General features: G+C 59.9%; 20 protein-coding genes, 1 tRNA gene and 1 riboswitch. Of the genes, 8 read left to right on the top strand and 13 right to left on the bottom strand.

What is annotated here, in order from left to right:
* Positions 1 to 10 precede the first annotated feature (10 nt).
* A complete protein-coding gene (locus DCC25_RS01195) occupies positions 11 to 910 on the top strand; it encodes an ABC transporter permease (protein ID WP_110099740.1) in 900 nt (299 codons plus the stop codon).
* 5 nt (positions 911 to 915) lie between these two features.
* Positions 916 to 2,589: an ABC transporter ATP-binding protein gene (locus tag DCC25_RS01190; RefSeq protein WP_110100314.1), complete on the top strand. Its 1,674-nt coding sequence runs from the start codon at positions 916 to 918 to the stop codon at positions 2,587 to 2,589.
* Positions 2,590 to 2,971: 382 nt separating this feature from the next.
* On the opposite strand, the gene DCC25_RS01185 is transcribed toward DCC25_RS01190, so the two are convergent.
* The 6 genes from DCC25_RS01185 to DCC25_RS01165 form a co-directional block, all read right to left on the bottom strand.
* Positions 2,972 to 4,270: a YeeE/YedE family protein gene (locus DCC25_RS01185; protein ID WP_110100313.1), complete on the bottom strand. Its 1,299-nt coding sequence runs from the start codon at positions 4,268 to 4,270 to the stop codon at positions 2,972 to 2,974.
* Between the two features lie 273 nt (positions 4,271 to 4,543).
* Positions 4,544 to 5,755 (bottom strand): cystathionine gamma-synthase, encoded by a 1,212-nt coding sequence (locus DCC25_RS01180; RefSeq protein ID WP_110100312.1) that lies wholly within the window; start codon positions 5,753 to 5,755, stop codon positions 4,544 to 4,546.
* The gene (locus tag DCC25_RS01175) at positions 5,752 to 7,206 is read right to left on the bottom strand and encodes an O-acetylhomoserine aminocarboxypropyltransferase/cysteine synthase family protein (RefSeq protein ID WP_110100311.1); all 1,455 of its coding nucleotides are present in this window, start codon (positions 7,204 to 7,206) and stop codon (positions 5,752 to 5,754) included. The genes DCC25_RS01180 and DCC25_RS01175 overlap by 4 nt, the downstream gene beginning before the upstream one ends.
* A 42-nt stretch (positions 7,207 to 7,248) precedes the next feature.
* Positions 7,249 to 7,366, bottom strand: a riboswitch (SAM riboswitch).
* Between the two features lie 318 nt (positions 7,367 to 7,684).
* Positions 7,685 to 8,431, bottom strand: a complete 747-nt coding sequence (locus DCC25_RS01170; RefSeq protein ID WP_110100310.1) for a Rib/alpha-like domain-containing protein — start codon at positions 8,429 to 8,431, stop codon at positions 7,685 to 7,687.
* Positions 8,428 to 8,556, bottom strand: a complete 129-nt coding sequence (locus DCC25_RS11715; RefSeq protein ID WP_255410735.1) for a hypothetical protein — start codon at positions 8,554 to 8,556, stop codon at positions 8,428 to 8,430. Before DCC25_RS11715 ends, DCC25_RS01170 begins: the two co-directional genes overlap by 4 nt.
* A gap of 765 nt (positions 8,557 to 9,321) precedes the next feature.
* The gene (locus DCC25_RS01165) at positions 9,322 to 10,317 is read right to left on the bottom strand and encodes a bile acid:sodium symporter family protein (protein ID WP_110100309.1); all 996 of its coding nucleotides are present in this window, start codon (positions 10,315 to 10,317) and stop codon (positions 9,322 to 9,324) included.
* A 226-nt stretch (positions 10,318 to 10,543) separates the two neighbouring features.
* Between DCC25_RS01165 and DCC25_RS01160 the strand changes: the two genes are divergently transcribed.
* Positions 10,544 to 10,807: a hypothetical protein gene (locus tag DCC25_RS01160; RefSeq protein ID WP_110099748.1), complete on the top strand. Its 264-nt coding sequence runs from the start codon at positions 10,544 to 10,546 to the stop codon at positions 10,805 to 10,807.
* 1 nt (position 10,808) lies between these two features.
* Here DCC25_RS01160 and DCC25_RS01155 read toward each other — a convergent pair whose 3' ends face one another.
* Positions 10,809 to 13,586, bottom strand: coding sequence for an HAD-IC family P-type ATPase (locus tag DCC25_RS01155; RefSeq protein WP_110100308.1), 2,778 nt, complete (start codon positions 13,584 to 13,586; stop codon positions 10,809 to 10,811).
* A gap of 112 nt (positions 13,587 to 13,698) precedes the next feature.
* Complete coding sequence (locus DCC25_RS01150; protein ID WP_110100307.1) at positions 13,699 to 14,337, bottom strand: HdeD family acid-resistance protein; 639 nt, start codon at positions 14,335 to 14,337, stop codon at positions 13,699 to 13,701.
* A 159-nt stretch (positions 14,338 to 14,496) separates the two neighbouring features.
* Here DCC25_RS01150 and bcp point away from each other — a divergent pair, with 159 nt between their 5' ends.
* The 4 genes from bcp (at position 14,497) to DCC25_RS01130 (ending at position 18,521) form a co-directional block, all read left to right on the top strand.
* Positions 14,497 to 14,979: a thioredoxin-dependent thiol peroxidase gene (bcp, locus tag DCC25_RS01145; protein ID WP_110100306.1), complete on the top strand. Its 483-nt coding sequence runs from the start codon at positions 14,497 to 14,499 to the stop codon at positions 14,977 to 14,979.
* 102 nt (positions 14,980 to 15,081) lie between these two features.
* A tRNA-Leu gene (locus DCC25_RS01140) sits at positions 15,082 to 15,162 on the top strand.
* Positions 15,163 to 15,218: 56 nt separating this feature from the next.
* Positions 15,219 to 16,919: an ABC transporter substrate-binding protein gene (locus tag DCC25_RS01135; RefSeq protein ID WP_110100305.1), complete on the top strand. Its 1,701-nt coding sequence runs from the start codon at positions 15,219 to 15,221 to the stop codon at positions 16,917 to 16,919.
* Between the two features lie 120 nt (positions 16,920 to 17,039).
* Positions 17,040 to 18,521 carry a malate:quinone oxidoreductase gene (locus DCC25_RS01130; protein ID WP_110100304.1) on the top strand — a complete coding sequence of 494 codons (1,482 nt, stop codon included), beginning with the start codon at positions 17,040 to 17,042 and terminating at the stop codon, positions 18,519 to 18,521.
* Between the two features lie 22 nt (positions 18,522 to 18,543).
* Here the strand turns inward: DCC25_RS01130 and DCC25_RS01125 are convergent, their stop codons facing one another.
* Complete coding sequence (locus DCC25_RS01125) at positions 18,544 to 21,708, bottom strand: AAA family ATPase (RefSeq protein WP_110100303.1); 3,165 nt, start codon at positions 21,706 to 21,708, stop codon at positions 18,544 to 18,546.
* Positions 21,705 to 22,901 (bottom strand): exonuclease SbcCD subunit D, encoded by a 1,197-nt coding sequence (locus tag DCC25_RS01120; RefSeq protein ID WP_110100302.1) that lies wholly within the window; start codon positions 22,899 to 22,901, stop codon positions 21,705 to 21,707. Before DCC25_RS01120 ends, DCC25_RS01125 begins: the two co-directional genes overlap by 4 nt.
* Positions 22,902 to 22,919: 18 nt before the next feature.
* Here DCC25_RS01120 and DCC25_RS01115 point away from each other — a divergent pair, with 18 nt between their 5' ends.
* A complete protein-coding gene (locus tag DCC25_RS01115) occupies positions 22,920 to 24,035 on the top strand; it encodes an ADP-ribosylglycohydrolase family protein (RefSeq protein WP_158524696.1) in 1,116 nt (371 codons plus the stop codon).
* A 47-nt stretch (positions 24,036 to 24,082) separates the two neighbouring features.
* Here the strand turns inward: DCC25_RS01115 and DCC25_RS01110 are convergent, their stop codons facing one another.
* The 3 genes from DCC25_RS01110 to rph are packed head-to-tail and all read right to left on the bottom strand — an operon-like array spanning position 24,083 to position 26,531.
* Complete coding sequence (locus tag DCC25_RS01110; protein ID WP_110100301.1) at positions 24,083 to 25,117, bottom strand: exonuclease domain-containing protein; 1,035 nt, start codon at positions 25,115 to 25,117, stop codon at positions 24,083 to 24,085.
* The gene (gene rdgB / locus DCC25_RS01105; RefSeq protein WP_110100300.1) at positions 25,114 to 25,788 is read right to left on the bottom strand and encodes an RdgB/HAM1 family non-canonical purine NTP pyrophosphatase; all 675 of its coding nucleotides are present in this window, start codon (positions 25,786 to 25,788) and stop codon (positions 25,114 to 25,116) included. Before rdgB ends, DCC25_RS01110 begins: the two co-directional genes overlap by 4 nt.
* Positions 25,785 to 26,531 carry a ribonuclease PH gene (rph, locus tag DCC25_RS01100; protein WP_110100299.1) on the bottom strand — a complete coding sequence of 249 codons (747 nt, stop codon included), beginning with the start codon at positions 26,529 to 26,531 and terminating at the stop codon, positions 25,785 to 25,787. The genes rdgB and rph overlap by 4 nt, the downstream gene beginning before the upstream one ends.
* Positions 26,532 to 26,542: the final 11 nt, after the last annotated feature.

Genomic DNA, 26,542 nt, shown 5'->3' with positions numbered 1-26,542 from the left:
GAAACTCATCATGACTCAAACACTCTCTGCTCGACTGCCCCGATCGTCCGCAGAACCCACCATCGCACAACGATCTCAACACAACCGACCACCACAATTCTCGCCAAAATCCATCACGTCTCGAATCGGGCTGATCCTGGCCGGTGTATTCTTGGCCCTCGTGGTGATCGCGGCCTTCTTCCCCGGGGTCCTGGCTCCCGGTGATCCTTACCAAGGTGATACCAATAACGTGCTACAGTCGCCCAGCCTGGCCCATTGGTTCGGTACCGATCAACTCGGCCGAGATTTGTTCACCCGCGTAGTCCACGGTACTTCACTGTCACTGCAGACCGCCCTGATGGCCGTTGTCATCGCCTTCGTGAGCGGAAGCTTCTTCGGAGTGCTCTCTGGATTCCTGGCAGGTAAAGTCGACCAGGTCATCATGCGCATCGTGGATGTCCTTTTGGCGATTCCTTCGTTGCTCCTCTCACTCGCGTTGATTTCCGCACTCGGTTTCGGCTCGTTGAATGTTGCCATTGCTGTCGCTGTGGGGTCCGTGGCAACCTTCGCTCGCATCGCACGGTCCGAGAGCCTCAAAGTCTCGGGTGCAGACTATGTTGATGCGGCCCGTTCCGTCGGCTCCAGTCGATTCAGCATCCTGGTACGACACGTGTTGCCCAATGCTTCCGGACCCATCATCGCGCTGGCCGTGTTGGAATTCGGCAACGCCATCCTAGCGGTCTCCGCCTTGAGCTTCCTGGGCTTCGGTGCTCCCAAGCCGGCACCTGAGTGGGGAGCCCTGGTCTCTGAGGGCCGCAACTATCTCTACAGTGCTAGCTGGTTGACGCTACTACCAGGCCTGGTGGTAGCTGCTACTGTGCTCTCCGTCCACGTCATTGCCCGCCGGATTTCCGCGCGAAAGGGGGTTTGATTCCCATGACCGTTCTGCTTGAAAATGCCTCGTCGAGCGCCCCGAAGCCAACGACACCGTTGCTTCAGTTGGAAGGACTGAAAGTCGATTATCGATCCGGGTCCTCCACCACACCGGCCCTACACGGCATCGATTTTGCTGTCTGCCCCGGACAGAGAATCTCCGTGGTAGGCGAGTCCGGGTCCGGCAAGTCCACCTTGGCTCTGTCCTTGCTCGGGTTGCTCCCGCCGGAAGCCTCCATTCGTGACGGCAAACTTTCCTGGGGCGATACCCCCGTCGCGCTGAGCTCTGATCGAGCCTGGCAACGACTCCGTGGTCAAAAGATCGGATTGATCCCTCAGGATCCCGGTGTCAGCCTCAACCCGGTCTACACCATTGGCCATCAACTCATTGAGGCCATTCGCGCCCACCAGAAGGTGCCGAAGGCTCTTGCCCGTCAACGCGCTCTGGAGTTGCTCGACCAGGTAGGGCTCGATGCGGTAGAGACCCGTTTTGACCAGTACCCACATCAACTCTCGGGTGGTATGCGGCAACGCGTCCTCATTGCTATTGCCTTGGCTCCCGAGCCGGATCTGCTCATCGCGGATGAGCCCACCTCCGCTCTGGATGCCACGGTGCAGCGTAAGATCTTGGACCTGCTGGATTCCATCATCAGTGAGCGAGACATCGCCTTGGTGCTCATCACCCACGATTTGGCAGTCGCTGCGCAACGCACCGAGACCACCGTGGTGATGCACCACGGAAACGTGGTGGAAATCGGAGACACCGGAACCATCCTCAATACCCCCACGCACAGCTACACCCAGCGTCTGGTGACTGCGGCTGATTCATTACACCGCTCGACACATATCCGTCCCCCACTGGAGGTCGAAACCGAAGTCCTGGTCCAGGTCCGCGGACTGAAACGCCATTTCGCCCAGCCGAAGGCCACGTCACGGCGCCATGACGCCTCAACATTGCGTACCAACGCCGTTGACGGCATTGATTTCGTGATCCGGCGCGGTGAGACACTGGCACTCGTGGGTGAATCGGGGTCCGGTAAATCTACCACCGCACGATTGGTACTCGGTTTGGATACTCCGACCGAGGGGACCGTGACCTTCGACGGGGAACCCGTTCATAACCTGTCGGGACGTCGTTGGCGACAGTTGCGCCGCCGGGCGCAGTTGATCTACCAGAATCCGTTTGCGTCATTAAACCCTCGCTGGAGCCTGGAGCAGATCATCACCGAGCCCCTGCGCGCTTTCAAAGTCGGCAACCGCGCCGAGCGTCGTGCCACGGCCGAGACACTGCTCGACCAAGTCGGGTTACCCGCCACGTTTGGGTCCAGATTGCCCAGGGAGCTGTCTGGCGGTCAGCGTCAACGCGTCGCGATTGCACGGGCCTTGGCCTTATCCCCCGACTTTGTGGTCTGCGATGAGCCGGTCTCAGCCCTGGATGTTTCGGTCCAGGAACAGGTGTTGGACCTGATGTTGGATCTGCAAGCCGAACACGAATTGACCTATTTGTTCATCACCCATGACCTGGCTGTCGTACGCCGACTAGCACACCGCGTCGCGGTGATGAACCAGGGCAAAATTGTCGAGACCGGCACCACCCAAGAGGTGTTTGCTAACCCGCAAGAAGAATACACCGCCTCGTTGCTCAAGGCTGTTGAACCTCTTGGGGCAGGACACTAGCAACGCCAGCGACACCCAATACCGCAATAGCTGAAAGACCTCCGGCCACCACGATGCGGATCTCAGATTCCGTTAGTCACCGGAGGTCTTCTGCTGTCGGTTCCTCGCCCTGTGTCCCGTACCCGTCAGCCCACCGCACACGAGTGCCGTCATCATCAGCGCCGTCGTTAGCACGTACCAGCGACCTGCAGGGCTCTCGGAGGCTCCTGTCTTGAGATTCTCGCCGTACACCGTGCGGGGCTGAGGAGTGCACGGACGAGTCCGCTGGTAGCCGCCGTCCGCTCCAGGTGGCCGGACTGCTTGGCCCCAAAGTCACGAAGGCCCGACTCACGACCGCTGAATCGCGTTATCGTAGGGGAACGGGAAAATCGGGAAACGGGAATCAGCAGACCGAGTCGGTCGGTTTCGGATTATCCATCCCGAACAGCGCGCGGGCTTTCAACCCGGCCCAGGTACCCGCCAACGCGGCCACGGCCCACAGCCAACCCGACACGGATCCCGAGGCAATGCCACCTAAGTAGGCGCCGATATTGCACCCTTCGGCAAGACGGGCGCCGATCCCCATCAGGATGCCGCCAAGAACAGCGATGCCTGCTTGCCTCCAGTTGATATTGCGGGCAAACGCCCAGGTCCCGGCCGCCGTAGCAGCAAGGGCTGCCCCGATCATGATGCCAAAGTTTGTCAGTGAGTTCTTGTGGGAAAGCACTGAACCCTCCAGCATGGCGGCCCAGTTTTCTTGTTGCCAGAATTCCCACGTTTCGGGCTGGAAACCAATGAACTGTAGAACCTTGGCGCCCCACAGAGCGAAGGCATTGGTAATGCCCCAAATTCCGCCAGAGACCCACATCACGGCCCCGCCGAGCACCGCGAGCACCAGTGCTCCAACCCACATCGGCCATGAGCCTCGTAGTATTCGAGCAGCACCACGTGCTGTCGGAGGGTTTCCGGTTGGAGGTGGGTTGCGACGGCCCTGGACAACGCGCGTGATCGCCACAATAACAAGTAGCACCGCAATGGTGATCGCCCAGCCTCCCACATAGCCGACATGGTCTGAGAGCAATACCGGTTCCATACCGGGAAGGTCAGAGACCAACGGGTAGAAAAATGGGGCGGTATAGATGATGGAACCAGCGATAAAGCCAATCAGCGTGGGGATCACCATCGATTGTCCGGAGCCCACGGCAAAAAGTGTTCCCGAGGCGCAACCACCGCCCAATTGCATCCCCATGCCGAAAATAAAGGCACCTAGGAGAAGCCCTACCCCGATCGTCCCGGCATAGGGCGTCGGTTCGTTGCCGAAGGCTCCCCACCCGGTGGTAAAGAGCAACATAAAGATTGTTGCAGTTGTCCCGAGTAAGAGAGCGTGATTTCGAAGTCCTTTACCATTGCCGACAGCTACCAGCTGTCGCCAGGCGGAGGTAAAACCGAACCGGGAGTGAAATAGCGCTACGCCGAGTCCGAGGCCAATGAGAAAGAGCACGCCGAAGTAGAGCCCCTGCTCTATGCCGGCGTTGAGGGAGTTGACATTGTAGATCAGGGCCAACAACCCGATGGCCAATAGAATGAAGATGCTGATCTTGTTACGTTGTACCGGACCAACCGGATCAGGCTTCGGAGGTTCTACTCGAGTCGGCGCCGGTTCGAAGACTGAGAATTCTGTTTTTGTCTTGCTAGTTGTCATTGCTCAACAGACCCTTCGGAACAGACGTCACCAGCAAACGCTGGGCAGAGACATTAGTTGGACCAGGCTAACGCCGATCACGTTGTTAACATCAGCTGTCTGTCATAAAGGGTCATCACCCGGTCACGAACATTAACACGGAACTTTCTCCCCAGAACCGCTGGCGCGCCCGTGTTTCGCGAAGTGTGCCCAGCAACGGCTCGGGCCCGTCGCAAGCTTGCGAGGGGCCCGAGCTGTTACTGGTGAGCTTGGTCTGTGCTCTGTGGGATCCAACTAGCTGCGCAGAGCGCGCTCAAGATCGATCAGCAGGTCCTCGATGTTTTCGATGCCCACGGACAGCCGCACCACATCAGCGGGCGGAGCTTGTTCGCTGCCCTTGGTGGAACCGTGTGTCATGGTGGCAGGATGAGAGATGAGCGACTCGACGCCACCGAGGCTGACCGATAACAGGAACGTTTCGGTGGATTCGGCCACCTGACGCGCTTTGGCCTCTCCCCCGTTTAATCGGAAGCTCACAATCCCCCCGGAATCACTCATTTGTCGACGAGCGATGTCGTAAGTGGGGTGGGAAGACAATCCGGGGTAGAAAACCTGGTCGACCTCGGACCGATCCTGGAGCCATTCCGCGATGATTCGTGCATTTTCACAGTGTTGTTGCATCCGCACGCCCAGAGTTTTCAACCCACGAGAGGTGAGGAAACAGTCCTGGGGGCCTGCCACAGCACCGGCAGCGAATTGCTGGAAGCCGATGACCTCGGCTAGTGGTTTGTCTTCCCAGCTCGTCTGGCCAACCACAATGGCGCCACCCAAAACGTCTGAATGGCCGCCAATGTATTTGGTGGTTGAGTGAATCACCAGATCCGCACCGAGAGTGATCGGCTGTTGTAGTGCCGGTGATGCGAAAGTGTTATCCACTACGAGCAGTCCGCCATATTGATGCGTTGCTTCTGCCCAGGCAGAGATATCAACCACGGTCAGCAACGGGTTGGAGGGCGTTTCCAACCAGACCACGTCAGGACGGTATGTTTCCACCGCCTGAGCGAGCTTGTCTTGCTCGCTGGGACTCACGAAGACGGTATTAACTCCCCACCGAGCGTAGAGCTGGGTGAGCAGTCGGTGTGTACCACCGTAGGTTTCGGCCGTGCTGACAACGGTTGCACCAGGTTTCAGCACCGCCCGCAACAGAGCATCTTCAGCAGCCATGCCCGAGGCAAAACTAAACGCTGCAGCACCGGCCTCGAGCTTGGCCAGCTGTTCTTCGAGACCGGTCCGTGTGGGATTACCGCCGCGGGAATATTCAAAGCCAGCGCGTAGTGTTTCCACACCGGGTTGCACAAACGTCGAGGTTTGATAGATCGGTGGAATCACCGCTCCGGTCAGTGGATCCGGGTCTTGACCAGCATGGATGGCTCGGGTTCGGAACCCCGGGGTGGGATTTTCGTTTTTCTTGCTCGGGATGTTGTGGTGAAGATCAAGAGTTGTCATGACAGTGCCGCCTTTGCTGATTCTTCTGCCTTAGTGGTGTTTGCATCTGCCCAGACCTGTTCGGACGCGGGCTGATTTGCTTGAACAAGCTGGTCCAGCCCTTGTTTGACGTCGTGCCACAAATCGTCGACATCTTCGCGTCCAACTGCCAGTCGCACGGTGGTCTCGTTGATCTGTCCAGCGATGCGAAGCTCCTCCGAAAGGCGACAGTGGGTCGTGGTCAGCGGGTGGGTGATCAAGGAGCGAGAGTCGCCAAGATTGACCGCCAGGGTAAACAGCTGCAGTGAATTGAAAAACCGCTCAACACCGGCAGAATCGGTATTCAATTCGAAAGAGAATACCGCTCCCGTCCCCCGCGTGAAGTCTCGTTCCGCAATGTCTTTATTCGGGTGAGATTCCAGCGAGGGGTGGCTCACCGAACGCACACCGGGGTGCTGTTCCAGTCGACGAGCGAGTTCCGTAGCGGTCTGGCTGTGGCGGGGCAACCGCAGGTCGAGCGTTTCAATACCCTCCAAAGCCTGCTGGGCGTTCAACGCCGATAGCACCGGTCCCACGTCGTTGAGCAACTGTGCTCGAAGCAGATGCAGCACAGAGCCTGCCTCCCCGTATTTCTCCACCAAGGACTGAGGACCAAAACGAGGGCGTGGTGTGGTCAGCTGTGGCCATAGCTCTGGACGTTGTGAGGGATGGAAATTGTCCGTGACAATGACCGCTCCTCCGAGAGAGGAACCGTTTCCGACCAAGTATTTGGTCACCGAGTGCACCACGAGGTCAGCACCCAGACGAGCAGGTTGGAGCAAATACGGTGTCGCCAGGGTATTGTCGACAATCAGTGCCACCCCGTGCCGGTGAGCAACTTCTGCCAAGGCCGGGATATCCGGCAGGTCTGCGTGTGGGTTGGCAATGGATTCGACCACAAAGACCCGCGTGCGTTCGGTGATCGCTTCCTCCCACTGCTGGGGATCGTGCGGATTGACCCAGGTGGTGGTGATCCCGGCTTCCGCCAGGCTGTCGTTGAGCAAGTCAGCGGTGCCACCATAGATACGGTTTGAAGCCACCACGTGGCCGGCCGGAGCCTCCGGATGGGGTTGACCGTCTGGGCTTTGCGAGGACCGTCCTGCCAGGGCCAGCACACTCAGCGTGATGGCGGCCTGGCCCGACGCGGTGGCGACCGCCCCGACTCCGTCTTCCAGGCTGGCAAGTCGCCGTTCCAGCAATCCAACCGTGGGATTTCCAGTTCTGGAATAGGTCAGTCCAGGTTGACGTTGGGCGAAGACTTCACGGGCTTGGGCGAAAGAATCGAATCCGAAGGCAGCTGAAACATAGACTGGTTCGCGTACAGGACGAATGGATTCATCCGGGATACGGCCCGCGTGAATTTGTTGGGTACTAAACCCGGATTGACATGGGCCCTCAGAGTCTTCGGCAGAAAAGTGACTGGTAGTAGACATAACGTCCCCCTTGATACTAGGGCGTGTCTGCCAGTGCTGGGCACGCCGTGCTTGCCTCCAGCGGTGTGCTGAAGACCGGATCATCATCTGAGGCACCCCGTCACAGCGGAAAGGGTTGCCGACCGGCCAGTCAGAGCTTGTTGAACCGGTTCTCGTGATCCTTTGTCAAAGTATTCTACTTGTTTTCGAGGAGTGGTTGGTCTAACGAATTTGGTCTCAACCTCCGCTACCGCCACCCACTCTGAAAGACACTTTAAAAATCGCCCTGATAGTGGTCAAAGCACCGGGTGGAGGACCCGTCATATTCTGTCGTCAAACCTTCATTACCGTGAATATCTCACATTATGACGACGCTGGCCGCGCCGGGTTCTTTCCCCACGCGGCCAGCGTCGCGGTGTGTCTTCCGTGCCGTCGTTATTCGACGATCAGGTGACGCTTAGTGCACCCGGCGGTTGCGCACCGGGACGAAAATGGTTCCTCACACAATCGAGCCCACAGCCAGGCCGGCAATGGCCAAGATGTTTCCGGTACCGGTAGTCGCCACGTCTGAGGACGAACCAGAGCCAGTTGCACCAGACTGCTCATCCAAGCGGCGCTTGTTCGGTGCAGCACCCTCCGTTGCGGTTCCGGATCCACCGCTTTTGTCCTCGTCCACGGCGTTCTCAGGCGCACGGTACGTGATGGTTCCCGTGGTCTCATCAAGCGAGATCTCCCAGTCGTCTGGGACGGTAAATGACTCGTCGATTGCAAATCGAGTCCCCTCTGGCAGTTGCGGCTCGACGGTTTGTGGGGCCGCAACCGTTCCACCCGGTGCAGTGGTGACCGCCTCATATCCCGGACCATACTGCTCGCTCGCAGACGTGACGGTAATCGTCACCGGCACGGTATACTCCCGCGGTTCGGCGTTCTGTGGGGTGGGTGCGACGGCAATGGAACCATCCTGTTGCAGTGCGGCCCACTGTGGCCACTCTCCGTCGACATCGACGGTGGTGCCGTCGGGCAACGGGTTGCCATCGTTTCCGCGTGGCACCGCAACGGTCGCTTCCTCGTTCATCGCTACGGTGATGGGCTCGTAGACAGGGACTTGAGCCACGATAACCTTAACCTGAAGTTCATCAGGGTGACCATCACCAAAGGTGCGCTGAATCGGAACGGTATAGGAGCCCGGCTCGACCGTGCTGTCTGCCGTTGCGGTCACCTCACCATTCTCCGGATTAACCGTCACAGGAAGTCCTTCGGGGCATCCGGCGTGTACTTCACGGCGCTATTCGGGGCCGGTTTATCACCGATATCATTGGTCTTTGCATCATCTCCGCCGGCTTTGACCGTCACCGGCTCCCAGTTATGCATCGGTGCTTCGCACTGATAGGGAACTTCTCCGAGGGATCCTGGGAGTAGTCGGGGGCTCACCACCCGTTCCAATCCGCAGGCGGGAATTCTGCCTCAACGTCTCCGACGAGGTCGCATCACGTTCATCAACCCAGTCATCTAAGATCGCGGTCAGAGTCTCGCCCGCGCGTGGCGCGCGGGTCATCATGTAGCCGGTATCGAGGTAGGGATTCTGGAAACGTTCCCGAACCGTGGCTGGGCTCGTGGTGTCCGTGTGTGACGTGCTGGGAACGCCAGGGGCTGAGATCCTGTGAATTCTTCGACGGGGATTCCCCGGCCAGGGTGATGCACCACGAGTCCGGATTGTGTCGCACCATCGGGTCGTGTCTGGGGCCAGTGCAACTCCTGGCTCGGTGTGGGCGCACTCGAGAATTGGTGAGCCACGTCGGCGGTGCCCACCCCATTGTGGTGTGCATCCTGCACGGGGGTGTTAGCCAGGGGCGGGATCGGGATTGCGGTCACCACGGGCACACCGGCACCCAGAAGCCCACAGGTCAACACGCTGGTACCGAGAATGATCGATGGACGCGTTTTCCGGTGCGCTGAGCAAACCCGGTGGCGCCTTTCCTGCAGGGTAGCAGGCATGTTGGTCTCGTTTCTGCGGTCACACTGATCTCAACCGCTGGAAAGATCGTCACGTGTCCGGACACCAGGTGTGATGGCAAGCAACGTCTCCACTCCAGCAATCAGGCTCTTACCATCGAGTAGAAATCTTCCGAAAAGCCCCTAGTCCAGTGAGCGTTCGGCGTGCTGCGCGGCACGCCAGCGGAAGAATACTGCTAGCAATCCGCCAGAAATATTGTGCCAAACACTGAATACGGCGGCCGGTAGCGCCGCGGTGGGGTTGAAGTGGGACGCGGCGAGCGTTGCGGCCAGTCCAGAGTTCTGCATCCCGACCTCGACCGAGGTCGTGCGGGCCACACGCGAGGGGTAGCCAAATAACCGCGCGGCGCCATAGCCCAGCAGGTAACCAATCCCGTTGTGCACGATGACCGCCAGTAGCACCAAACAGCCAGCGGTGACGATGGCATCAGCAGAACCGGACACCACAGCAATCACCACGTAGGCAATGCCGAGCACACTCACCCACGGTAAAAGTGGCAGAATCTTGTCGATCCACTGACGCAACAGCCACCGCACGAGCAGACCGGCCACAATCGGGATCAGCACCATCTGCACGATAGACCACGCCATGCTCCCGGCATCCACGGGCAAGAGTGCTCCGGCCAGCCACTGGGTCAACAGCGGGGTAATAATCGGGGCCAGCAGGGTCGAAACCGAGGTGATCGTCACCGACAGCGCCACATCCCCCTTGGCCAAATAGGTAATCACGTTCGAGGAGGTCCCGCCGGGGGCACAACCGACCAGAATCACCCCGACCGCCAACTCCGCAGGGAGCTGGAAAATCCACACCAGTCCCACCGCAAGCACCGGCATGATCACGTATTGAGCCATAGTGCCCAACAGCACCGGCAGGGGACGTTTAACCACCAGCGCAAAGTCCGGCAGGGTTAACGTCAGTCCCATGGCGAACATGATGATCCCCAAGGCAATATTGGTGAACTCTCCCAGCCCGGCGGTCTGGTCGGGGAAGAAGAACCCCACGAGAAAAGCCACAATAATAATGGCTGGGAAAACCGTCACGGCCAGCCGGGCTGACCGGTCTTCTTTGACCTGTGCGGTGTGGGTGAGTTCTTGAGTGCTGGGGTCTTGTTCAGCCACAGTACCTGCCTTCGAGTCACGAGGTGTCTCCGGTCCGACACCACGCAGCGGGCGGTGCAGATCGGTCTATCTGTCGGTTCAGTAGAATCCCTGGTCTGGTGTCGTGTCAAAACCGATGACCACCGGTGACCACATAGTGAGCACCGGTAGTGCGAGCTCAGGTTCAGATGGGGTGAGTTGTAGGCTGGAGTCACGGTGGCCAATCGTGTAGAGGAGATGAACACAGATGACGCTCAACAGCAGAAAAGCCCTGATCATCGGCGCTCTCATCGGGCTCGTGGCGTCCTCGGTCGTCGAGGGCATCCGGTGGCTGACCGGCCAACGGATCATCGAGGATCTGCTGGGTACGCTGGTGACCATCGCACTGTTTACCCTGGCCGGAGCGGTCCTGGGTTTGTGGCTGTATCAGGTCCGTCGCCGTTCCGCCGAAACTGACTCCTCAGGCACGGGCTCGTCGAGCTCCTCGAGCTCGCACCGTTCTCAGCGGTGATCTAACCGTCAGCAGAGCCACGGTGTGCCAGTCGGCGCACCAGCTTCTCGCCCTCAACAATCAACAGCACCGTCGATCCGATCGCCGTGCACATCAGCCATTCGGTGACCGACAAGGCGGTCAGACCAATCAGATCCGCGATCGGCTCCCAACTGGATGCCAACCACTGCAACCCCAGAGCAGCCAGCGCTGAAATGAGCAGGAGCGGGTTCGAGAAGGGGTTGAGCCGGAACACCGATTGACGTTCTGCCCGGGCGGAGAACACCTGGAAGAAGTTAAACATCACCATGGTGATCAATGCCAGGGTACGACAGTGGTCGAGCTCGAGACCAGCTTCGTGGGCCATCCGGTAAACCAGCAAGGTGCCCACACCCATCCAGGTACCGGTGATCACCGTGCGCAACCACATGGTGCGGTTCAGTACGCCCTCAGAACGTGGTCGGGGAGACTGGTCCAGTTCGTCTCCTTCACCTTTTTCGAAGGCCAGGGCAATGTCCTGAATACCGTTGGTCACCACGTTCATGAACAGCAACATCACCGGCAAGAAGATCAGTGGTAACTCGGTGAAGGTGTTGACGGCGACCGCGATCAACGCGGCAAGACCGTTGGAGAGCAGGAAGAAGGTGGCTTTACGAATCGAGGAGAACGTAATGCGCCCCTGGCGCACCGCCTCGACGATGGTCACGAAGTTGTCGTCGGTGAGTACGACATCGGAGGCTTCCCGGGCCACGTCGGTGCCGGACTCGCCCATCGCCACACCGATCGAGGCGGCTTTCAGCGCCGGCGCGTCATTGACGCCGTCACCGGTAATGGCCACGATTTTGTCCTGTTCTTGCAGAACTTTGACGACGCGCAGTTTGTCCTGCGGTGACATGCGGGCAGCGACGGTGATCTGTGGCAGTCGCTCCACCAGTTCAGGATCAGACAGTTCCGCCAGCTCGGTGCCGGTGATGACCGACTCCGCTTCGGAGTGGCGGGAGCTGGTGGTCTGTGTCGGGGCCAAACCCAACCGGTCGGCGATCGCCGCGGCGGTGGTGGGGTGATCACCGGTAATCATCATCACGTGCACGCCAGCCTCACGGCACTGGGCAATAGCGTCTTCCACGCCCCCACGCGGTGGGTCCATCATCGCTTGCAGACCACTGAGTTCCATTCCGGTGGGTCTCGGAGCCTGAGAGTTTTCGAACTCTTCCACCAGCTCGTCGAGTTCGTCGTCGGCAATCTGGCGGTGAGCGGTGGCAATCACGCGCAGCCCGCGGTGAGCCATCTCCGAGACGGCTTTCCGGGCTTTATGGGCGGTCTCCTCGTCCACGGTGCAGAAATCCAAAATCGTTTCAGGAGCACCCTTGGCATGCAAGACCGCGGTACCATCCGGATCAGTGCGGATGGTTTGCGAGTAGGCCAGCTCGGGCTCATAGGGCATGGAGGCCATCGGCGTTTGACCCCGCTCCTGGCTCGTGACCTGTTCCGATTCGAGCCCAGACACCGCCATGGCCACATCCACCGCGTCACCGATCAGATCAAGCAGAGAACCTTCGCTGTCGGTTCCTTCACTATCGGCATCCGCACCGTCGCGGTCGCCCTCGGCTGCCGGAACGGCGTCGTTGGTGAGCGCCCCGGTGCGCAAGCACTGCGTCTGCGCTGCGGTGTAATCTTCCAGCTCTTCACGGTTCTCCCCGCTGATGGTCACGGTTCCCGCATCTGGAGTCCACAGTTGTTCGACGGTCATACGGTTGACCGTCAGCGTCCCGGTTTTATCGGATCCGATCACGGTGGTGGATCCCAAGGTTTCGACACTGTGGAGTTGGCGAACGACCGCACGGTGTTTGGCCATACGAGACACACCGACGCCCATGGCTACTGAGAGCACAATGGGTAGCGCTTCGGGCATCGCGGAGACCACCAAGGCGACAGTGATCAGGAAGGTATCGCCGATCGTGGTGCCCATGATCAGGCTAGAAATGAAGGTCAGGATCGCCACGCCCAGAATCACGTAGGCGATGTTGCGTTCCAGCTGGTCGGTGAGAATCTGCAACGGTGTTTTGGCCGATTCTGTGCTGACCAGTTCGGCAATGTGTCCCAGCTCGGTATCGGTACCGGTGGCGACCACCACACCGCGGGCCCGGCCTGAAATGACCAGGGTGCCCGAGTAGCCCATATTGATGCGGTCGCCCAGGGAGATATCGGCCTCAAGGACCTCGTCGTGTTTGCTCACCGCCATCGCTTCTCCAGTGAGCATGGATTCATCAACTTGGAGGCCGTTAGACTCCAGAATTCTCACATCGGCGGCAATCTGGTCCCCCGATTCCAGATACAGCACATCACCGGGAACGACATCACTGGCCGGAATCTGCGACTGTTCGCCTGCTCGAATCACCGTCGCGGTCGGGGCCGATAGTTCTTGCAGGGCTTTGACATCACGTTCTGCTTTGCGGGCCTGCCAGAAACCGATACTGGCGTTGAGCAACAACACCAAAACGATCACCAGGACATCGAACCATTCCTGCAGTACAGCGGTCACCACCGCGGCGACGGCCAAAAAGAGCACCATCGGTGAGCGGAACTGTTTGGCCAAGGTGACATACCACGCGTCGCTGTCGGAGGTGGGCAACCCGTTGGGGCCACATTTCTCTAAGCGTCGTTGGTGCTCCTGGGAGCTGAGTCCCTCAGCGGTGGTTTCCACCGCCTGAAAGGTCTGGTCAACACTGAGCTCATGCCATTGCTGGGCGTTGGGAGGTGAGAATAATGACGATGTCTTCTGGACGGTCGTGGTGGCCAACGCAGTCTCCTCATCCTGGCCTGTACTGCTCAGTCTCTCCGTGTCTTATTCTAGGCAATCAACCTGCTCAGAGGGGTTGAGACGTTGCTAACGCCTCCGAACACAACGCCAGCTATTTCACGCCGGCGTCTTTGAGAATTTTGCGTACGCGGAACGCTAGCACCAAGGAAATAATCCCCGAGATGATGGCAAACAGGCCGAGTACCCACACCAGACTGATGATGGTGGCCCCAGGCTGGACGAGCAAAAGTACGCCGAGCACCAGACCAGCAATCATCATCAGCACGCCCAACAGGGTGCTCCAGCCACCGGTGTACCGAGAGGCGATGACGAAGATTCCGCGCAACAACACGGCGGCGACGATAATCCAGGACGCCACCAACAACAGCACGCTTCCGGAAATCAGCGGGAAAACGATGAACAGCAACCCCAGCAGCAACGAGATGATGCCGGTGGCCACGATCCAGCCCCAGCCAGGCTCATCGGCCTTACGCTCACGATGGGCATCAACGAATTCCGCCACACTGTAGACCACCAGTCCAACCCCGATAAAGACCGCTGCCAGTGTGCCGAGCGCGGGGGCGAGAATTGCTGGCGCCAGCACCATCAGCACACCGATGATCAACGCAAAAATCCCGCGGAAAAGTATGGTCCCGAAACTCAGTTTCCGCACGAAGCTGCGCACCTGGTCCTGTGCGACGAATTCGGGAGGGGTCTCGGAGGGTTGAGAGGCGTCGTGAGGGGTGGACATAACCGGCTCCTTAAAGTGGTTGTGATCAGCGGCGATTATGAGCAATTGCTGAAATCGGTCCTGAGGTGTGTTTAGTTCTATCCTCGCCGTCACCCTCCAGTTTTTGCTAGTCGATGTCTTCGTGTTTCACTGTTACTGAAGTTGTGCCACAGTAGGGGTATGACTGATGCACAAACCGCTCGACTCGTCCAGGGCGATGTTGCCCCCGATTTCACCTTGCCAGATGCCCGCGGCCAGCAGGTCAGCCTCAGCGATTATTCCGGTGACAAAGTAATCGTCTATTTCTATCCTCGGGCGATGACTCCTGGGTGCACCACCGAGGCGTGCGATTTCCGAGATAACCTCAACCGCTTCGCACAGGATGGCTACCAGGTGGTGGGTATTTCGCCGGACCCGGTCGACAAGCTCGAAAAATTCACGGAGAAAGAAGATTTGAATTTCCCGGTGCTCTCCGATGCCGATCACGCCGTCGCCGAAACCTACGGAGCCTGGGGCGAGAAAAAGAATTACGGAAAAGTCACCGAAGGCTTGATTCGTTCGACCATTGTTGTTGGTCCCGATGGCACCGTCGAACTGGCTCAATATAATGTTCGCGCCACAGGGCACGTGTCGAAATTGCGTCGCGACCTCGGATTGGACTAACCAAACGAGACCCACCAGACGGTCCAGACTAGCCAGGGGCCGACAAATGCGGTAAACGGAAGTCGTTTCAGCTACACTGGTCTACGGTCTTCGCCGACCGTTGCGGGCGTGGCGGAATTGGTAGACGCGCTGGATTTAGGTTCCAGTGTCTTTGACGTGGGGGTTCAAGTCCCCCCGCCCGCACTGTTGAGATTGAGTGAGCAGTTATCTACCGAGTCATCGCGTGATGGGGGCTAGCTATGGAACTCTCACGCCGCTCGTTGCTGAGTGCGGTTGCTGCCGGTGGGCTCGGTCTGGTCGGCGCCCGGCACCTTTCCCCGGCCGTGGCTTCCACCCCGAAACCACCCCGTTTGGCCCAGCCATCCTCCGGCACGCTCCGGTTAGGCATTCCCAGTCGGCCGATGTCCACCGATCCTTCGGTGGTCAGTGACCACGATTCGTTGCGGCTCACCCGACAGGTCTACGACACACTGGTGGCTATCACCCCGGACACCGGTGAACCCACCGCCCGACTGGCACTGGAATGGGACCGTTCTGCCGACCATTTGCGTTACGATTTCACGTTGCGTGACGACGTAGAGTTCCACGACGGAACACCGCTGACTGCCGAGATCGTGGCCCAAAATTTTCAGCGCTGGGCCACCCTTCCCGAGCGGTTAGACGAGGCGGGAATATCTACGCGCCCCCGACTGGCCTTCGCCATAGTCTTTGGCGGCTATACCGGTGAGACCGAGTGTCTGTATGACTCCAGTGAGGCCGTCGATGATACCCATTTCCGACTTCAGCTTCACCAACCGATCTCAGGTTTGGTCTCGGCGCTGACGGACCCGTCTTTTGCCATCACCTGCCCTGAGGACTGGCCGGCGTTCGATCAGGAACTATCCCGCCTGAATGCTGACCCCGAGGCGACCGAGATCATCTGGCCGATGGTTCCCCTATCGGGCACCGGTAGCTTTACCTGGCCCGAGAACATCGACTCGGACGCAACCAGCGTGACGTTGACCCGCACCGAGACGGCCGTTTCCAATCCAGATATTCCCACCGAAGAACAGGTCACCGAAGTCCACGCGGTGGTGGTCACCAGTGTGCACCAGCGACTCTACGGCCTCGAGTCCGACCAGCTCGATGCATTCGATGGGGTAGCCCCGGCGGTCTTACGCCCGTTGGTGCAAAACAGTTTCCAAGTCATTCAGCGCGACCCGATGTCCACCGTGTATGTGGGCTTCAACCAGCAGCACCCGGTGGTGTCCTCGTTGCAAGTGCGCCAGGCGGTCGCCCACGCGATTGACAGCCAAGACCTGGTCAACGAAACCATGCTGTCCGGGTCGATGGTGGCCGATCATTTCCTCCCGCCAGCGATCATGCAGGCCCCAGAAGACATCCAGTCCTATCCTTTCGACGTAGCCAGAGCCCAAGAGTTGCTGGACTCATCGGCCTATCAAGGCCAGGAACTGGAGTTCTGGTATCCGATCGAGGTCGGTCGTCCATATCTACCCAATCCCGAGGCGGTCTACGCCAAAATCTCGGAGGATCTGGCAACCATTGGCCTGGTGCTCAAACCGGTGCCCGTCCCCTGGGAGGACTACTACCTGCAACAGGTCCTGTCCGCCAATTCCAACCGGGCCTTCCACCTACTCGGTGCCCACGCGGTCACCCGCGACCCGTTACGCATGCTGGCTCGACTGTTCGGACCCCCGAACCCCGAATTCGGGTGGGAAAACCCGATGGTAGCCCAGACACTGCGCACCGCCCGCAGCGAATTGGATTCTTCCGCCCGTGACCGACAGCTCGCCCGTATTTCTCGCGCCGCCGCTCTGGATCTGCCGGCTTTTCCGCTGGCCTTTCCGATTTCCTCGCTGGCTTCGGGGTCTCGGGTGCAGTACTACCCGATTTCGCCGGTGCTCGATGAACATTTTGACCACCTGCGGCTCAGCCAGTAACCCATCTCTGTGACGCGGTGAGACTGAGCTGATCCGGCTGATCGGTAGTAGAGTGAACCTGTTAGATGATCCGCGGCCGCGCGCCGGTCAGATAGTCGATCCGAAAATCAGGAGATAGACGTGCCGCACGAAAGCGACTCCCCCGTTTATGATGTTGTTCTGATCGGGGGCGGGATTATGTCCGCCACGCTCGGAACTTTCCTCAAGGTTCTCGAGCCGAACTGGTCAGTTGCCCTGTACGAAAACCTCAATCAGGCCGGTCAGGAGTCTTCTGACCCCTGGAACAACGCCGGTACCGGTCATGCCGCACTGTGCGAACTGAACTACTCGCCACAGCAAGCTGACGGATCCGTAGACATCACCAAGGCCGTCAACATCAACGAGCAGTACCACGTCTCCGAACAGTTCTGGTCCTACCTGGTGCGTAACGGCACCCTGACCGACCCGCAGAGCTTTATTCACCGTCTGCCACACATGAGCTTCGTGTGGGGTGATGATCATGCGAACTATCTGAAGACCCGCTACGAGGCGATGAAGGCTCACCCACTGTTTTCCAACATCGAATACAGCGAGGATCCCGAGACCATCGGCTCCTGGGCTCCGTTGCTCACCGAGGGACGCATTGGTTCCCAACGACTGGCTGCCTCCCGCGTGGAGACCGGTACCGATGTGGACTTCGGGGCGCTCTCTCGCCAGCTGGTTTCTCAGCTCGACGATTACGTTGATATCCGCTTCGGCCACCAGGTCAAGTCTCTAACACGTGGCTCGGATGGTCGCTGGGAGGTATCGGTCAAGGACAAGATCGGCGACCGGGAATTCACTGCCCGGTCACGCTTCGTCTTCATTGGTGCCGGCGGTGGCGCCCTGCCGTTGCTACAGTCCTCCGGTATCCCTGAGGCCAAAGGCTTCGGCGGTTTCCCGATTTCCGGGAAGTTCCTGCGGTGCCATAACCAGCAGGTCATCTCCCAGCACAACGCCAAAGTCTACGGTCAGGCCCAGGTCGGTGCTCCTCCGATGTCGGTCCCGCACCTCGATACCCGTTTTGTCGACGGGCGCCGTTCGCTGATGTTTGGCCCCTACGCTGGGTTCTCCACCAACTTCCTGAAGACCGGCTCCTTATTGGATCTTCCGCTGTCGGTGCGTGGACACAATATTCTGCCGATGCTCAACGTGGCCAAGGACAACCTGGATCTGGTCAAGTATTTGGTCTCGGAGTTGACCACCTCCACGTCCAAGAAATTCGCATCCCTGGAGGACTTCTATCCGGCCGGTGACCAGCAGGACTGGGAGATGATCACCGCCGGTCAGCGTGTCCAGGTGATGAAAAAGGACGCCAAGAAAGGCGGCGTGCTGCAGTTCGGTACCGAACTGGTCACCTCCGAGGATGGCACCATTTCGGCCCTGCTGGGTGCTTCCCCGGGTGCTTCCACCGCGGCACCGATCATGCTCAACCTGCTGAATAAGTGCTTCCCGGCCCGGGCTGAGCAATGGCGTCCGACCTTGGAAGAAATCATCCCGTCCTTCGGCCAGAAGCTGGCCGATAATCCGGACCTGTACGAAGAAATTGTCGCCGAGAATGCTAAGACACTGAAACTGGCCTAAGCCAGGCCCCCAGTCATGGGGTTTACACCCCGGTGGTGTTTTGAACCAACTCGAGGTTGGAAACGCCCTGGGGTGTTTTTGTGACCCGGATACGGGTCGGAATTTGGTGTTTCATCGATTCCACGTGAGATACCAACCCGATGGTGCGACCATCATCGCCCAATCCGTTGAGGACCTCCATGACTTGCTCTAAGGTTTCGGAGTCCAGAGATCCAAACCCTTCATCAATGAACAACGTGTCCATCGTGATCCCGCCGGCCTCGGCTTGAACTGTGTCGGCCAACCCCAGCGCGAGAGCCAAGGAGGCCATGAAGCTTTCGCCACCGGACAGTGTCGCTGGGGCGCGGTAGGTGTCATTGAGGTGGTCGCGGACCTGAAGATCGAGCCCGGATTTCCCGCGGGATTGGCCAGCATCATCGTGTTCCAGGCTGTAGCGGCCCTGTGTCATCCGCTCCAAGCGTTCTGAAGCTGCCGCAGCGACTTTCTCCAAGCGCCCGGTCAGCACATAACTACCCAGTGACATCTTGTAGGAGTTCTCCCCCTGACCCCGCACCACCTTGAGCAGATCGTCAAGTTGCTGGTGCTTCTCTGCGACCTCGGCGGTTTGACTGGAGCGTTGGTGTAGCTCGGTGGTTTCAGCGGTGACCTGTTGGTGGGCGTGTTCGACGGTCCCGCGACGCGAATCGGCGGCCTGCCGGTTGCGAATGGTCTCCTCCAGTTGCTGCCGGTGGGCGCTCAACACTTGTTGACTCGGTAGCGGGTGTTCCTCCGGGTCGTTGTGGTGCTGGGCGAGTAAGTCCAGGCCATGGACGACGTGCTCATGCTCTGCCAACTCGGCTAATCGTGCCGACTCAGCGTCCCAGTCGGTCACTTGTTGTTCGGCTTCGGTCACCGAGCGATCCTCCATCACCGCTGCCGTGATGGCCTCCACGGAGCTGGCATCGATGGTCAGTCGGTGAGTCTTCACGTGTTCTTGAGCTTGTTTCAGCGCAAGGTCTCGGCTGGTGATGGCCTGATCTCGTCGTGCCACCGCGACACCAAGTTGGTCGAGGCGCTGGCTGATGGCGGCGACGAGTCGATGCGCTTGCTCGGTGTGGTCCTGTAGCTCACTCACCGAGGCATAGGAACCCAGCGCCTTGTGCAGTTGCTCCTGGAGCTTCTCCTGTCGTTCTCGTTGCGCTTCGAGGGTTGTCGCGGTTGCGGTTCGTTGTGCTTCCAGATCGGGAAGCATGGTGGTGATCTTCTCGATGGCCTGTTCGGCACGCTGTTGGTCCTGAACCAGCTGACGATAGCGTTGTACGTCCTTTCGGAGCTGCACCACGTGTTCCTTCGCCTCATCTCTGGTTTGGCTGGCTTCCTCGGGGGTCACACCTGAACTTGCTGCCAGCAACCTTTCGTGCTCGTCGCGAGCCGCCTGAAGCACCTTGTCCTGTTGCACGCGGGCTGTGTGCAGCTCGTCAGCACGCTGACGGGCTTGTTCCACGCGGTGTTGCGAAATCTCTTCGAGCCCCTGCCCCTGGGCGGGGGCCGGGTGCTCGATGGAACCGCAGACCGCACAGGGCTGTCCCTGAACCAGTTCTTCGGCCAACAGCTCGGCTGCAGCATCCAGGCGTGCCTGCACCAGCCGCTGATAGGTATCCACCGCCCGCTGTGCTTGATCTACCGCATCGTGATGCTTATGTTGCTCTTCGCTAAGTGTTTTCTTCGCGGTCTGCCTCGCTCGAGCGGCTGTTAGTGCTGTTTCGGTCTGCTGGTGGCGTTGTTCTGCGGCTTCCAATCGTTCCTCAGTGCCGTGTAATTCCTCCAGGTTTCCGGCCAGTTCCCTCAGTTGACCCGCCATCTCTTCGCGCTTGTTTTTGCGAACCTGAAGGGTCTCGTCGAGCTCCTCGAGCTCGCGCTCACCTCCGGTAATGCTGTCTGCCAGTTCCCTGATCTCACGTGCTTGCTGGTGTCGGTCCGAGAGCCGGTCTACCGCCCGGTCGGCTTGTCGCTGCACGTCATTCCATCCCTGCCTCAATGCCTGCAGGCCGGCATCCGACTCGCCGAGGTCATCCAGATGGTCTGCAAACTGTGCCACACCGAGCTCTGCCGCGCGCGCCCAGGTCTGGATCAGCAGATGATCTTGCCCAGCGGTGAAGGTCTCAGCGAGCGCCTTCGCTTGATCCTGAACCACCTGAGCGGTTCTGCAGACCGCTTGGACGGCACGCCACACCGGTTCGGCCACGCGATGAGCAGCCAGTTGCTGTGTGACAAGACTGATCTGCTCCCGCTGGTGCTCGTGTTGGTTGCGTCGCTGGTGATACGAGGTGGCTTGGTCCAAGCAGGTGAGATCACGGGTGATCGTCTCGACTCGCTGTCGAAGGGTGTTTTCTGTTGTAGAGAGTTCTTGTTGCCGGTGGTGGGCTGAGGCCACTAAACCCGCCATCGTCTCGGTCGCCCGTGTCGCCAGCGTCTCATCGTCCAATTCTTCAGCGCTTTCCGGAGCCTGGTTCTCAGCCCACCAAGCCTCCTGCGTCAAAGCCGAGATGGTAGTGATCACATCGTGACGCAACGATGTGATCCGATCGGTTTCAGACCCGAGGTGGTGCTCGAGTGCGTCGCGTTCGTCTTTGAGAGCGTCTTCCACTTGCTCGAACCGGGCAGTGTCGAACAGTTTGCGTAAGAGCGCCTGGCGTTCGCTCGAACTGGCGTGCAAAAACGCCGCAAATTCTCCCTGTGGGAGCAGGATCACGCGCATGAACTGCTCGGCGGTGAGCCCCAGCACCGCATTCATCAGCTGACCGGCTTCATCGGCTCGGGTGGTCACCTCACGCCAGGCGCCGTGCAACAGTTCTGACACACTGACAGTGGAGTTTTCTTTCACCACACCGTTCTTGGCCCGTTTCGAAGGGCGCTGATAACTCGGCGAGCGCGTGATAAGAAACCGCCGCTCAGCCACCGAGACGTCTAAGACCACTTCCGGCCGGGTGGAGGATCCGGCCAGGGTCGAGTGCAGTGAGTCGGTTTTCCGTTCGCCGGGTACGGTACCGTACAGCGCGAAGGTTAAGGTGGCTAGGATGGTGGATTTTCCCGACCCGGTGGGGCCATCCAGCAAAAACAATCCGGCCTGGTTGAGCCGGTCGAATTCGATCACCTCGCGCTGGGCAAAGGGACCGATGGCTTGAATTTCGAGGCGGTGGATTCTCATCGGAGATTAGCGTCCCTTCCCTCACGGCCTACCTGTTCCAAGGCTTGGCTGATCCAGTGTTTTTCTGCCTGGGAGGCTGGGCGACCCCGGACATGGTCGATAAAGTCGGTCACCACGTCCAGGTCGGTGGTGGCCGATGCCAACCGTTTGGCGTAGGTCAATTGCCGGGTCGGCGGGTTCCCGGAGGGGGCTAGTATGAAGTTCAACAGGTCCGGGAACCGTTGTTTCAGTCGCTGATAGGCCCGTGGCGGTCGTTGCTCATCGGTAACGGTGATTTGGCACCAGGCGTCTTCGGCCCAGGTGTGCTCGGGGTTGTCCAGCAGGTCGTCAATTTCACCGGTGAGCCGGGCCAGCTTCTTCCCGGCGCTGAGGTCAACGGGTTGAATATCGGTGACGCGGTTCTGCCCAGTGGTGATCACCCACGCTCCTTTGGTGTGATCCGCCTCGGAAAAGGAGTAGGCCACCGGGGAACCGCTATAGCGCACCGCGGGGGAGATCGTCTGTCGCCCGTGGAGGTGCCCGAGCGCAGCGTAGTCGAAGCCGTCGAAGATACTGGCCGGAACCTGGCCGAGGGTGCCCACAGTGGTTTCGTCATGATGGGCACCGATGTCGCGCTCAGAATCAGATCCGGTACCACCGGCGGCAAACAGGTGCGCCATCACCACGTGGGCGGCCTGATCGCGCCCGAGGTGCTGTTGGCTTTCTTGGGCCTGGCGGATGTCGTTGACGGCGGCCTGGATGACGGCGGTGTGCTGGGGTTCGACGCCCCAGTGCCCGGCGGAGGTCCCGGGGTCCAGATAGGGAATCCCCCAGATCGCCACGGTGCCACCGTCGGGATCCTCGAGCACCACCGGGTGGGTGATATCAGCAATTTGGGTGCGAAAGTGAACCCCGGAGGCCCGCATGAGCTCGCGGCCAAAGCCTAACCGAATGGAGGAATCGTGGTTGCCGGAGGTCAACACCAGTTCCGCTCCGGTCTCCCGTAGTGTGGCGAGGCCGGCATCCAGCGTGCGGACCGCATCGGCGGCCGGCAGGGCACGGTCATAGATATCACCTGAGACGACCACCGCCGCAATTCCGTGCTGAACCACAATCTCGGCCAGTTGCTCCAGAGCACGCTGTTGGACCGGTAACATGCCGGTGCCGTGAAAACTCCGACCAATGTGCCAGTCCGAGGTATGAAGAATTCGCATGAGCCCAGCCTATGGTGCATGTCTGGACAAGATAAACTTTCCGATGTGTGTGCTTTATCCTCCACTGACCCCGGCCCCGATCCACACATGCCTGATCACGGTGCGGTGACCGCAGCGGACAGGATCCGGGCGACGTTGCATTCCGGAGCTGTCGGGGATGCATTGGGGTACCGATGTAGCTGGGAACAGGGCACCAAGAGCTCATCGTCTCCGCTGGCGATCTCCGATGACACACAGATGAGCCTGTACGTCATGGACGGGCTATTGGAGGTCATGGAGTGGGCCGCTGAGGGATCGGCCGCCGACCCGCCCGCCACCGTCTGGCTGGCCATGTTGCGCTGGTACCGAAGCCAGCGCGGAGATTTTCCCGAAGACACTCCCCGACCACTGTTGCGCTGGATTGATGCAGACGATCAGCCATTGGGCCACGAACGGCACCCAGACCCGGTATGTTTATCCGGACTGGAACATACCCAGATGCGGTTGATCAACCGTGTGGCGAATCCGGACGCGGTGACCGCCACCGCGGTGTCCCGGGCCAGCGGGTATGCGATGTTGCCAGATATTGATCACCGTCTGCGGATCTCCTTGGTTCGCCAAAGCGTAGTACTCACCCACGGGTCCACGACAGCCTGGGTATCGGCTGCGGTCTTCGCCCTGATACTGACCGAGCTACTGGCGGGATCCGATCTTGACCGTGCGGTGCACCAAGCACTGAAGTACCTGCGACAAGAGAACTCCGTGGAGGAACAACTGAGCGCGGTGTTAGCACAGATCGGTCGCTACACCGAACAGCCCACGTTGAACCCAGGTCGCGATGCTGACCATCCCCAGCGTGTTCCCGCCGATCGTGTGCTCGCCTGCGCACTCGGGATGGTGGCAACCAATCCGTCGGGTTCGCTCGGCGTGCTGGCTGATCAGCTCTTCGACTGTCTCGGACAGGCGCCGCACGAGGATCTGTCCACCCTGGGGAGCATCGCCGGGCAACTACTCGGCGCCCGTGACGGGCACTTACCCCACCACCGCCGCAGCGATCTGGAATCGGCGCTCGCGGCCGATCAGGTTGCAGTCCTCGACGAGATGGCGACCCGCTGGTTGAAATTCACCGAACCACTCCCGGAAACGACAGGTTAGTGTCAAGCCCCTCTCGGGCCGGTCATCGCTCGAGGCGGGCACGACCGCTAGCTGGTGTGGGCCGGCCAGACGTAGTCCAGCATCTGGAGAAATTCGGGCTCGGTGACAATAGTGATCGACTGACCGGTCTCATTGCGGTGTAGCACCTCACGCATTTTCTTATGGGTACGAGCCGGGTGCCGGGAACGCGCCTGCAGGTCATGGGAGCGGAAGCCGTCGCCGACCACCAGCATGGTGGTCGACCCGTTGACGCGGCTAGCAGTGTGGGCCCCGTAGGTGGCCGCTCGGTTCTTGGCCTCCTGACGCGAGATCCCCAGATTCCCGGTGAAGACCACGTGTTGGTCGAAAAGCGGGTGATGCGGATCGGCGGCTGTATTGGGTTCGGGATTATCGCCCTCATCGGGCCAGTGCAACAGGTCCGGCATCTCATCAGCAGCGGTGATGACCCGGGAATCAAAGACCGACCCCATCCGCTGGGCGTGCCGGGTGGCCCGAGACAGCGGCTCGCCGGGCTGTTTAGCCGTCAGCTGGCGCAGTCCGACCCCGGCGCGTTCCATCAGGTCCGCGACGCTGTCGGCCTGTAGCCGACGGGCACAATCGATCACGATCGCAGCGCAGGCTTCGGCATCATCCAAGGCGTGGTGGTGGACGGTGAGATCGAAACCGGCTTCGGCCGAGGCCGAGGGTAAGGCATGGGAGGCCAGCTGGTAAACCTTCCGCGACAGCATCAGCGTGCATCCGTAGGTGATGGCCGGCACCGGTCTCAAGGAGACTTCCATGCCGGACTCGATGACTCCCAGATCAAATCCGGCGTTGTGGGCGAACACCGTATCGGTGCCGATGAACTCCATCAGCCCCTCCATGGCATCACCGAACCGCGGGGCATGGGCCACATCCTGGGTGGTGAGCTGGTGAATGCGGGTGTTGCGCGGATCGAACCGGTCATAGCCTTCCGGTGGCCGCAATAGTTGGTAGTTGCGGGCCACCACCTTCCCGTGGCGAACCCGCACCATCCCGATGGAGCAGGCTGAGCCCCGAAAACCGTTGGCCGTTTCGAAGTCGATGGCGGTGAAGTCGATCATGATTGGCTCAGCACCCGCAGGATATGGGGTAGCAAGGCCTCGAAAGCCCGGCCTCGGTGAGAGATCGCGTTTTTCTCCTCAGGGGAGAGTTCCGCGGCGGTGCACTGATAACCGTCCGGGATAAAAATTGGGTCGTAGCCGAATCCGCCGCGCCCCGTAGCATTGGTGGCCAGCTGGCCCTGCATGACGCCGTGTGCAACGTGGGTTTGTCCGGCCGGGGTGGCCAGTGAGGCCACGCACCGAAAGTGCGCGCCACGGTGCTCGGCCGGAATATCGCAGAGCTGAGCCAGCAAGAGATTCAGGTTGGCGGTGTCATCCCCGTGGGTTCCTGACCAACGGGCCGAAAAAATGCCGGGAGCACCGTTGAGCACGTCCACGCATAACCCGGAGTCATCAGCGATAGCAACCAGTCCGGTGGCCTGGGCGATCTCACGAGCCTTTTTCAGCGAGTTCTCGGCGAAGGTGACCCCATCTTCCACCACGTCTGGGGCGCCGGCGGTGGTAGCATCAATAATCTGGGTTTCGACATCGAGGTCCAGCTCTGGGTGCGTGCTCAGCCCAGTGGCGATCAGCTGACGCAGTTCAGTGAGCTTCCCGAGATTATGAGAGGCCAACACGAGCACCGGATCACGGTTCGATCGCGCAGCTGTGGATGCGGAGGTGGCGCTCACTGGACTCCGGCCTCCTGCAGTGCCTGGCGCTGGATTTCTGCCAGCTCGGTGGTTCCGGCTACCGCCAGGTCCAGTAGCGTGTTCAGCTCGTCCCGGTTGAACGGCTGGTTTTCGGCGGTCCCTTGGATTTCCACGAAGTCACCGGATCCGGTGACCACCACGTTCATGTCGGTATCGGCCCGGGAGTCTTCCGGGTAGGGCAAATCCAACATGGCGACCCCGTCGACCACGCCAACCGAGATGGCGGAGATGGAATCTGTCAGCGGATTGTGTGCTGCGGGGATTAGTCCCTGGGATTTGCCCCAGGACACCGCTTGGGCCAGGGCCACATAGGCGCCGGTAATCGAGGCGGTACGGGTGCCACCATCGGCCTGCAACACATCACAGTCCAGTACGATGGTGTTCTCGCCCAGCACCTTCCGGTCGATGATGGCCCGCAGGCTCCGACCAATAAGTCGCGAGATTTCGTGGGTTCGGCCCCCTATCTTGCCTTTGACCGATTCGCGAGTGGAGCGCTGACTGGTGGCGCGCGGTAACATCGCGTACTCGGCGGTGACCCAGCCGGTGCCCTGGCCTTTCAGCCACGTCGGGACACCTTCGGTCAGCGAGGCGTTACACAACACGACGGTTTCACCGCACCGAATCAGCGCCGAGCCTTCGGCTTGGGTGGACCATCCGGTCTCAATGGTGATCGGGCGCAGTTGATCAACGCGACGACCATCGGCTCGCTGCTGAGTGCTCACAGCAACATCAC

The sequence above is a fragment of the Auritidibacter sp. NML120636 genome (assembly GCF_003185945.1).
Lineage (GTDB): Bacteria > Actinomycetota > Actinomycetes > Actinomycetales > Micrococcaceae > Auritidibacter > Auritidibacter ignavus.
The sequence above is the reverse complement of the archived record's forward strand: the minus strand, read 5'-3'. Positions and strand labels throughout refer to the sequence as shown.

Excerpts from the sequence above, each read along its gene's own strand:
- DCC25_RS01195 (WP_110099740.1), top strand. The coding sequence starts at position 11 with ATGACTCAAACACTCTCTGCTCGACTGCCCCGATCGTCCGCAGAACCC.
- DCC25_RS01190 (WP_110100314.1), top strand. The coding sequence starts at position 916 with ATGACCGTTCTGCTTGAAAATGCCTCGTCGAGCGCCCCGAAGCCAACG.
- DCC25_RS01185 (WP_110100313.1), bottom strand. The coding sequence starts at position 4,270 with ATGACAACTAGCAAGACAAAAACAGAATTCTCAGTCTTCGAACCGGCG.
- DCC25_RS01180 (WP_110100312.1), bottom strand. The coding sequence starts at position 5,755 with ATGACAACTCTTGATCTTCACCACAACATCCCGAGCAAGAAAAACGAA.
- DCC25_RS01175 (WP_110100311.1), bottom strand. The coding sequence starts at position 7,206 with ATGTCTACTACCAGTCACTTTTCTGCCGAAGACTCTGAGGGCCCATGT.
- DCC25_RS11715 (WP_255410735.1), bottom strand. The coding sequence starts at position 8,556 with ATGCATAACTGGGAGCCGGTGACGGTCAAAGCCGGCGGAGATGATGCA.
- DCC25_RS01160 (WP_110099748.1), top strand. The coding sequence starts at position 10,544 with ATGACGCTCAACAGCAGAAAAGCCCTGATCATCGGCGCTCTCATCGGG.
- DCC25_RS01150 (WP_110100307.1), bottom strand. The coding sequence starts at position 14,337 with ATGTCCACCCCTCACGACGCCTCTCAACCCTCCGAGACCCCTCCCGAA.
- bcp (WP_110100306.1), top strand. The coding sequence starts at position 14,497 with ATGACTGATGCACAAACCGCTCGACTCGTCCAGGGCGATGTTGCCCCC.
- DCC25_RS01135 (WP_110100305.1), top strand. The coding sequence starts at position 15,219 with ATGGAACTCTCACGCCGCTCGTTGCTGAGTGCGGTTGCTGCCGGTGGG.
- DCC25_RS01125 (WP_110100303.1), bottom strand. The coding sequence starts at position 21,708 with ATGAGAATCCACCGCCTCGAAATTCAAGCCATCGGTCCCTTTGCCCAG.
- DCC25_RS01120 (WP_110100302.1), bottom strand. The coding sequence starts at position 22,901 with ATGCGAATTCTTCATACCTCGGACTGGCACATTGGTCGGAGTTTTCAC.
- DCC25_RS01115 (WP_158524696.1), top strand. The coding sequence starts at position 22,920 with ATGTCTGGACAAGATAAACTTTCCGATGTGTGTGCTTTATCCTCCACT.
- DCC25_RS01110 (WP_110100301.1), bottom strand. The coding sequence starts at position 25,117 with ATGATCGACTTCACCGCCATCGACTTCGAAACGGCCAACGGTTTTCGG.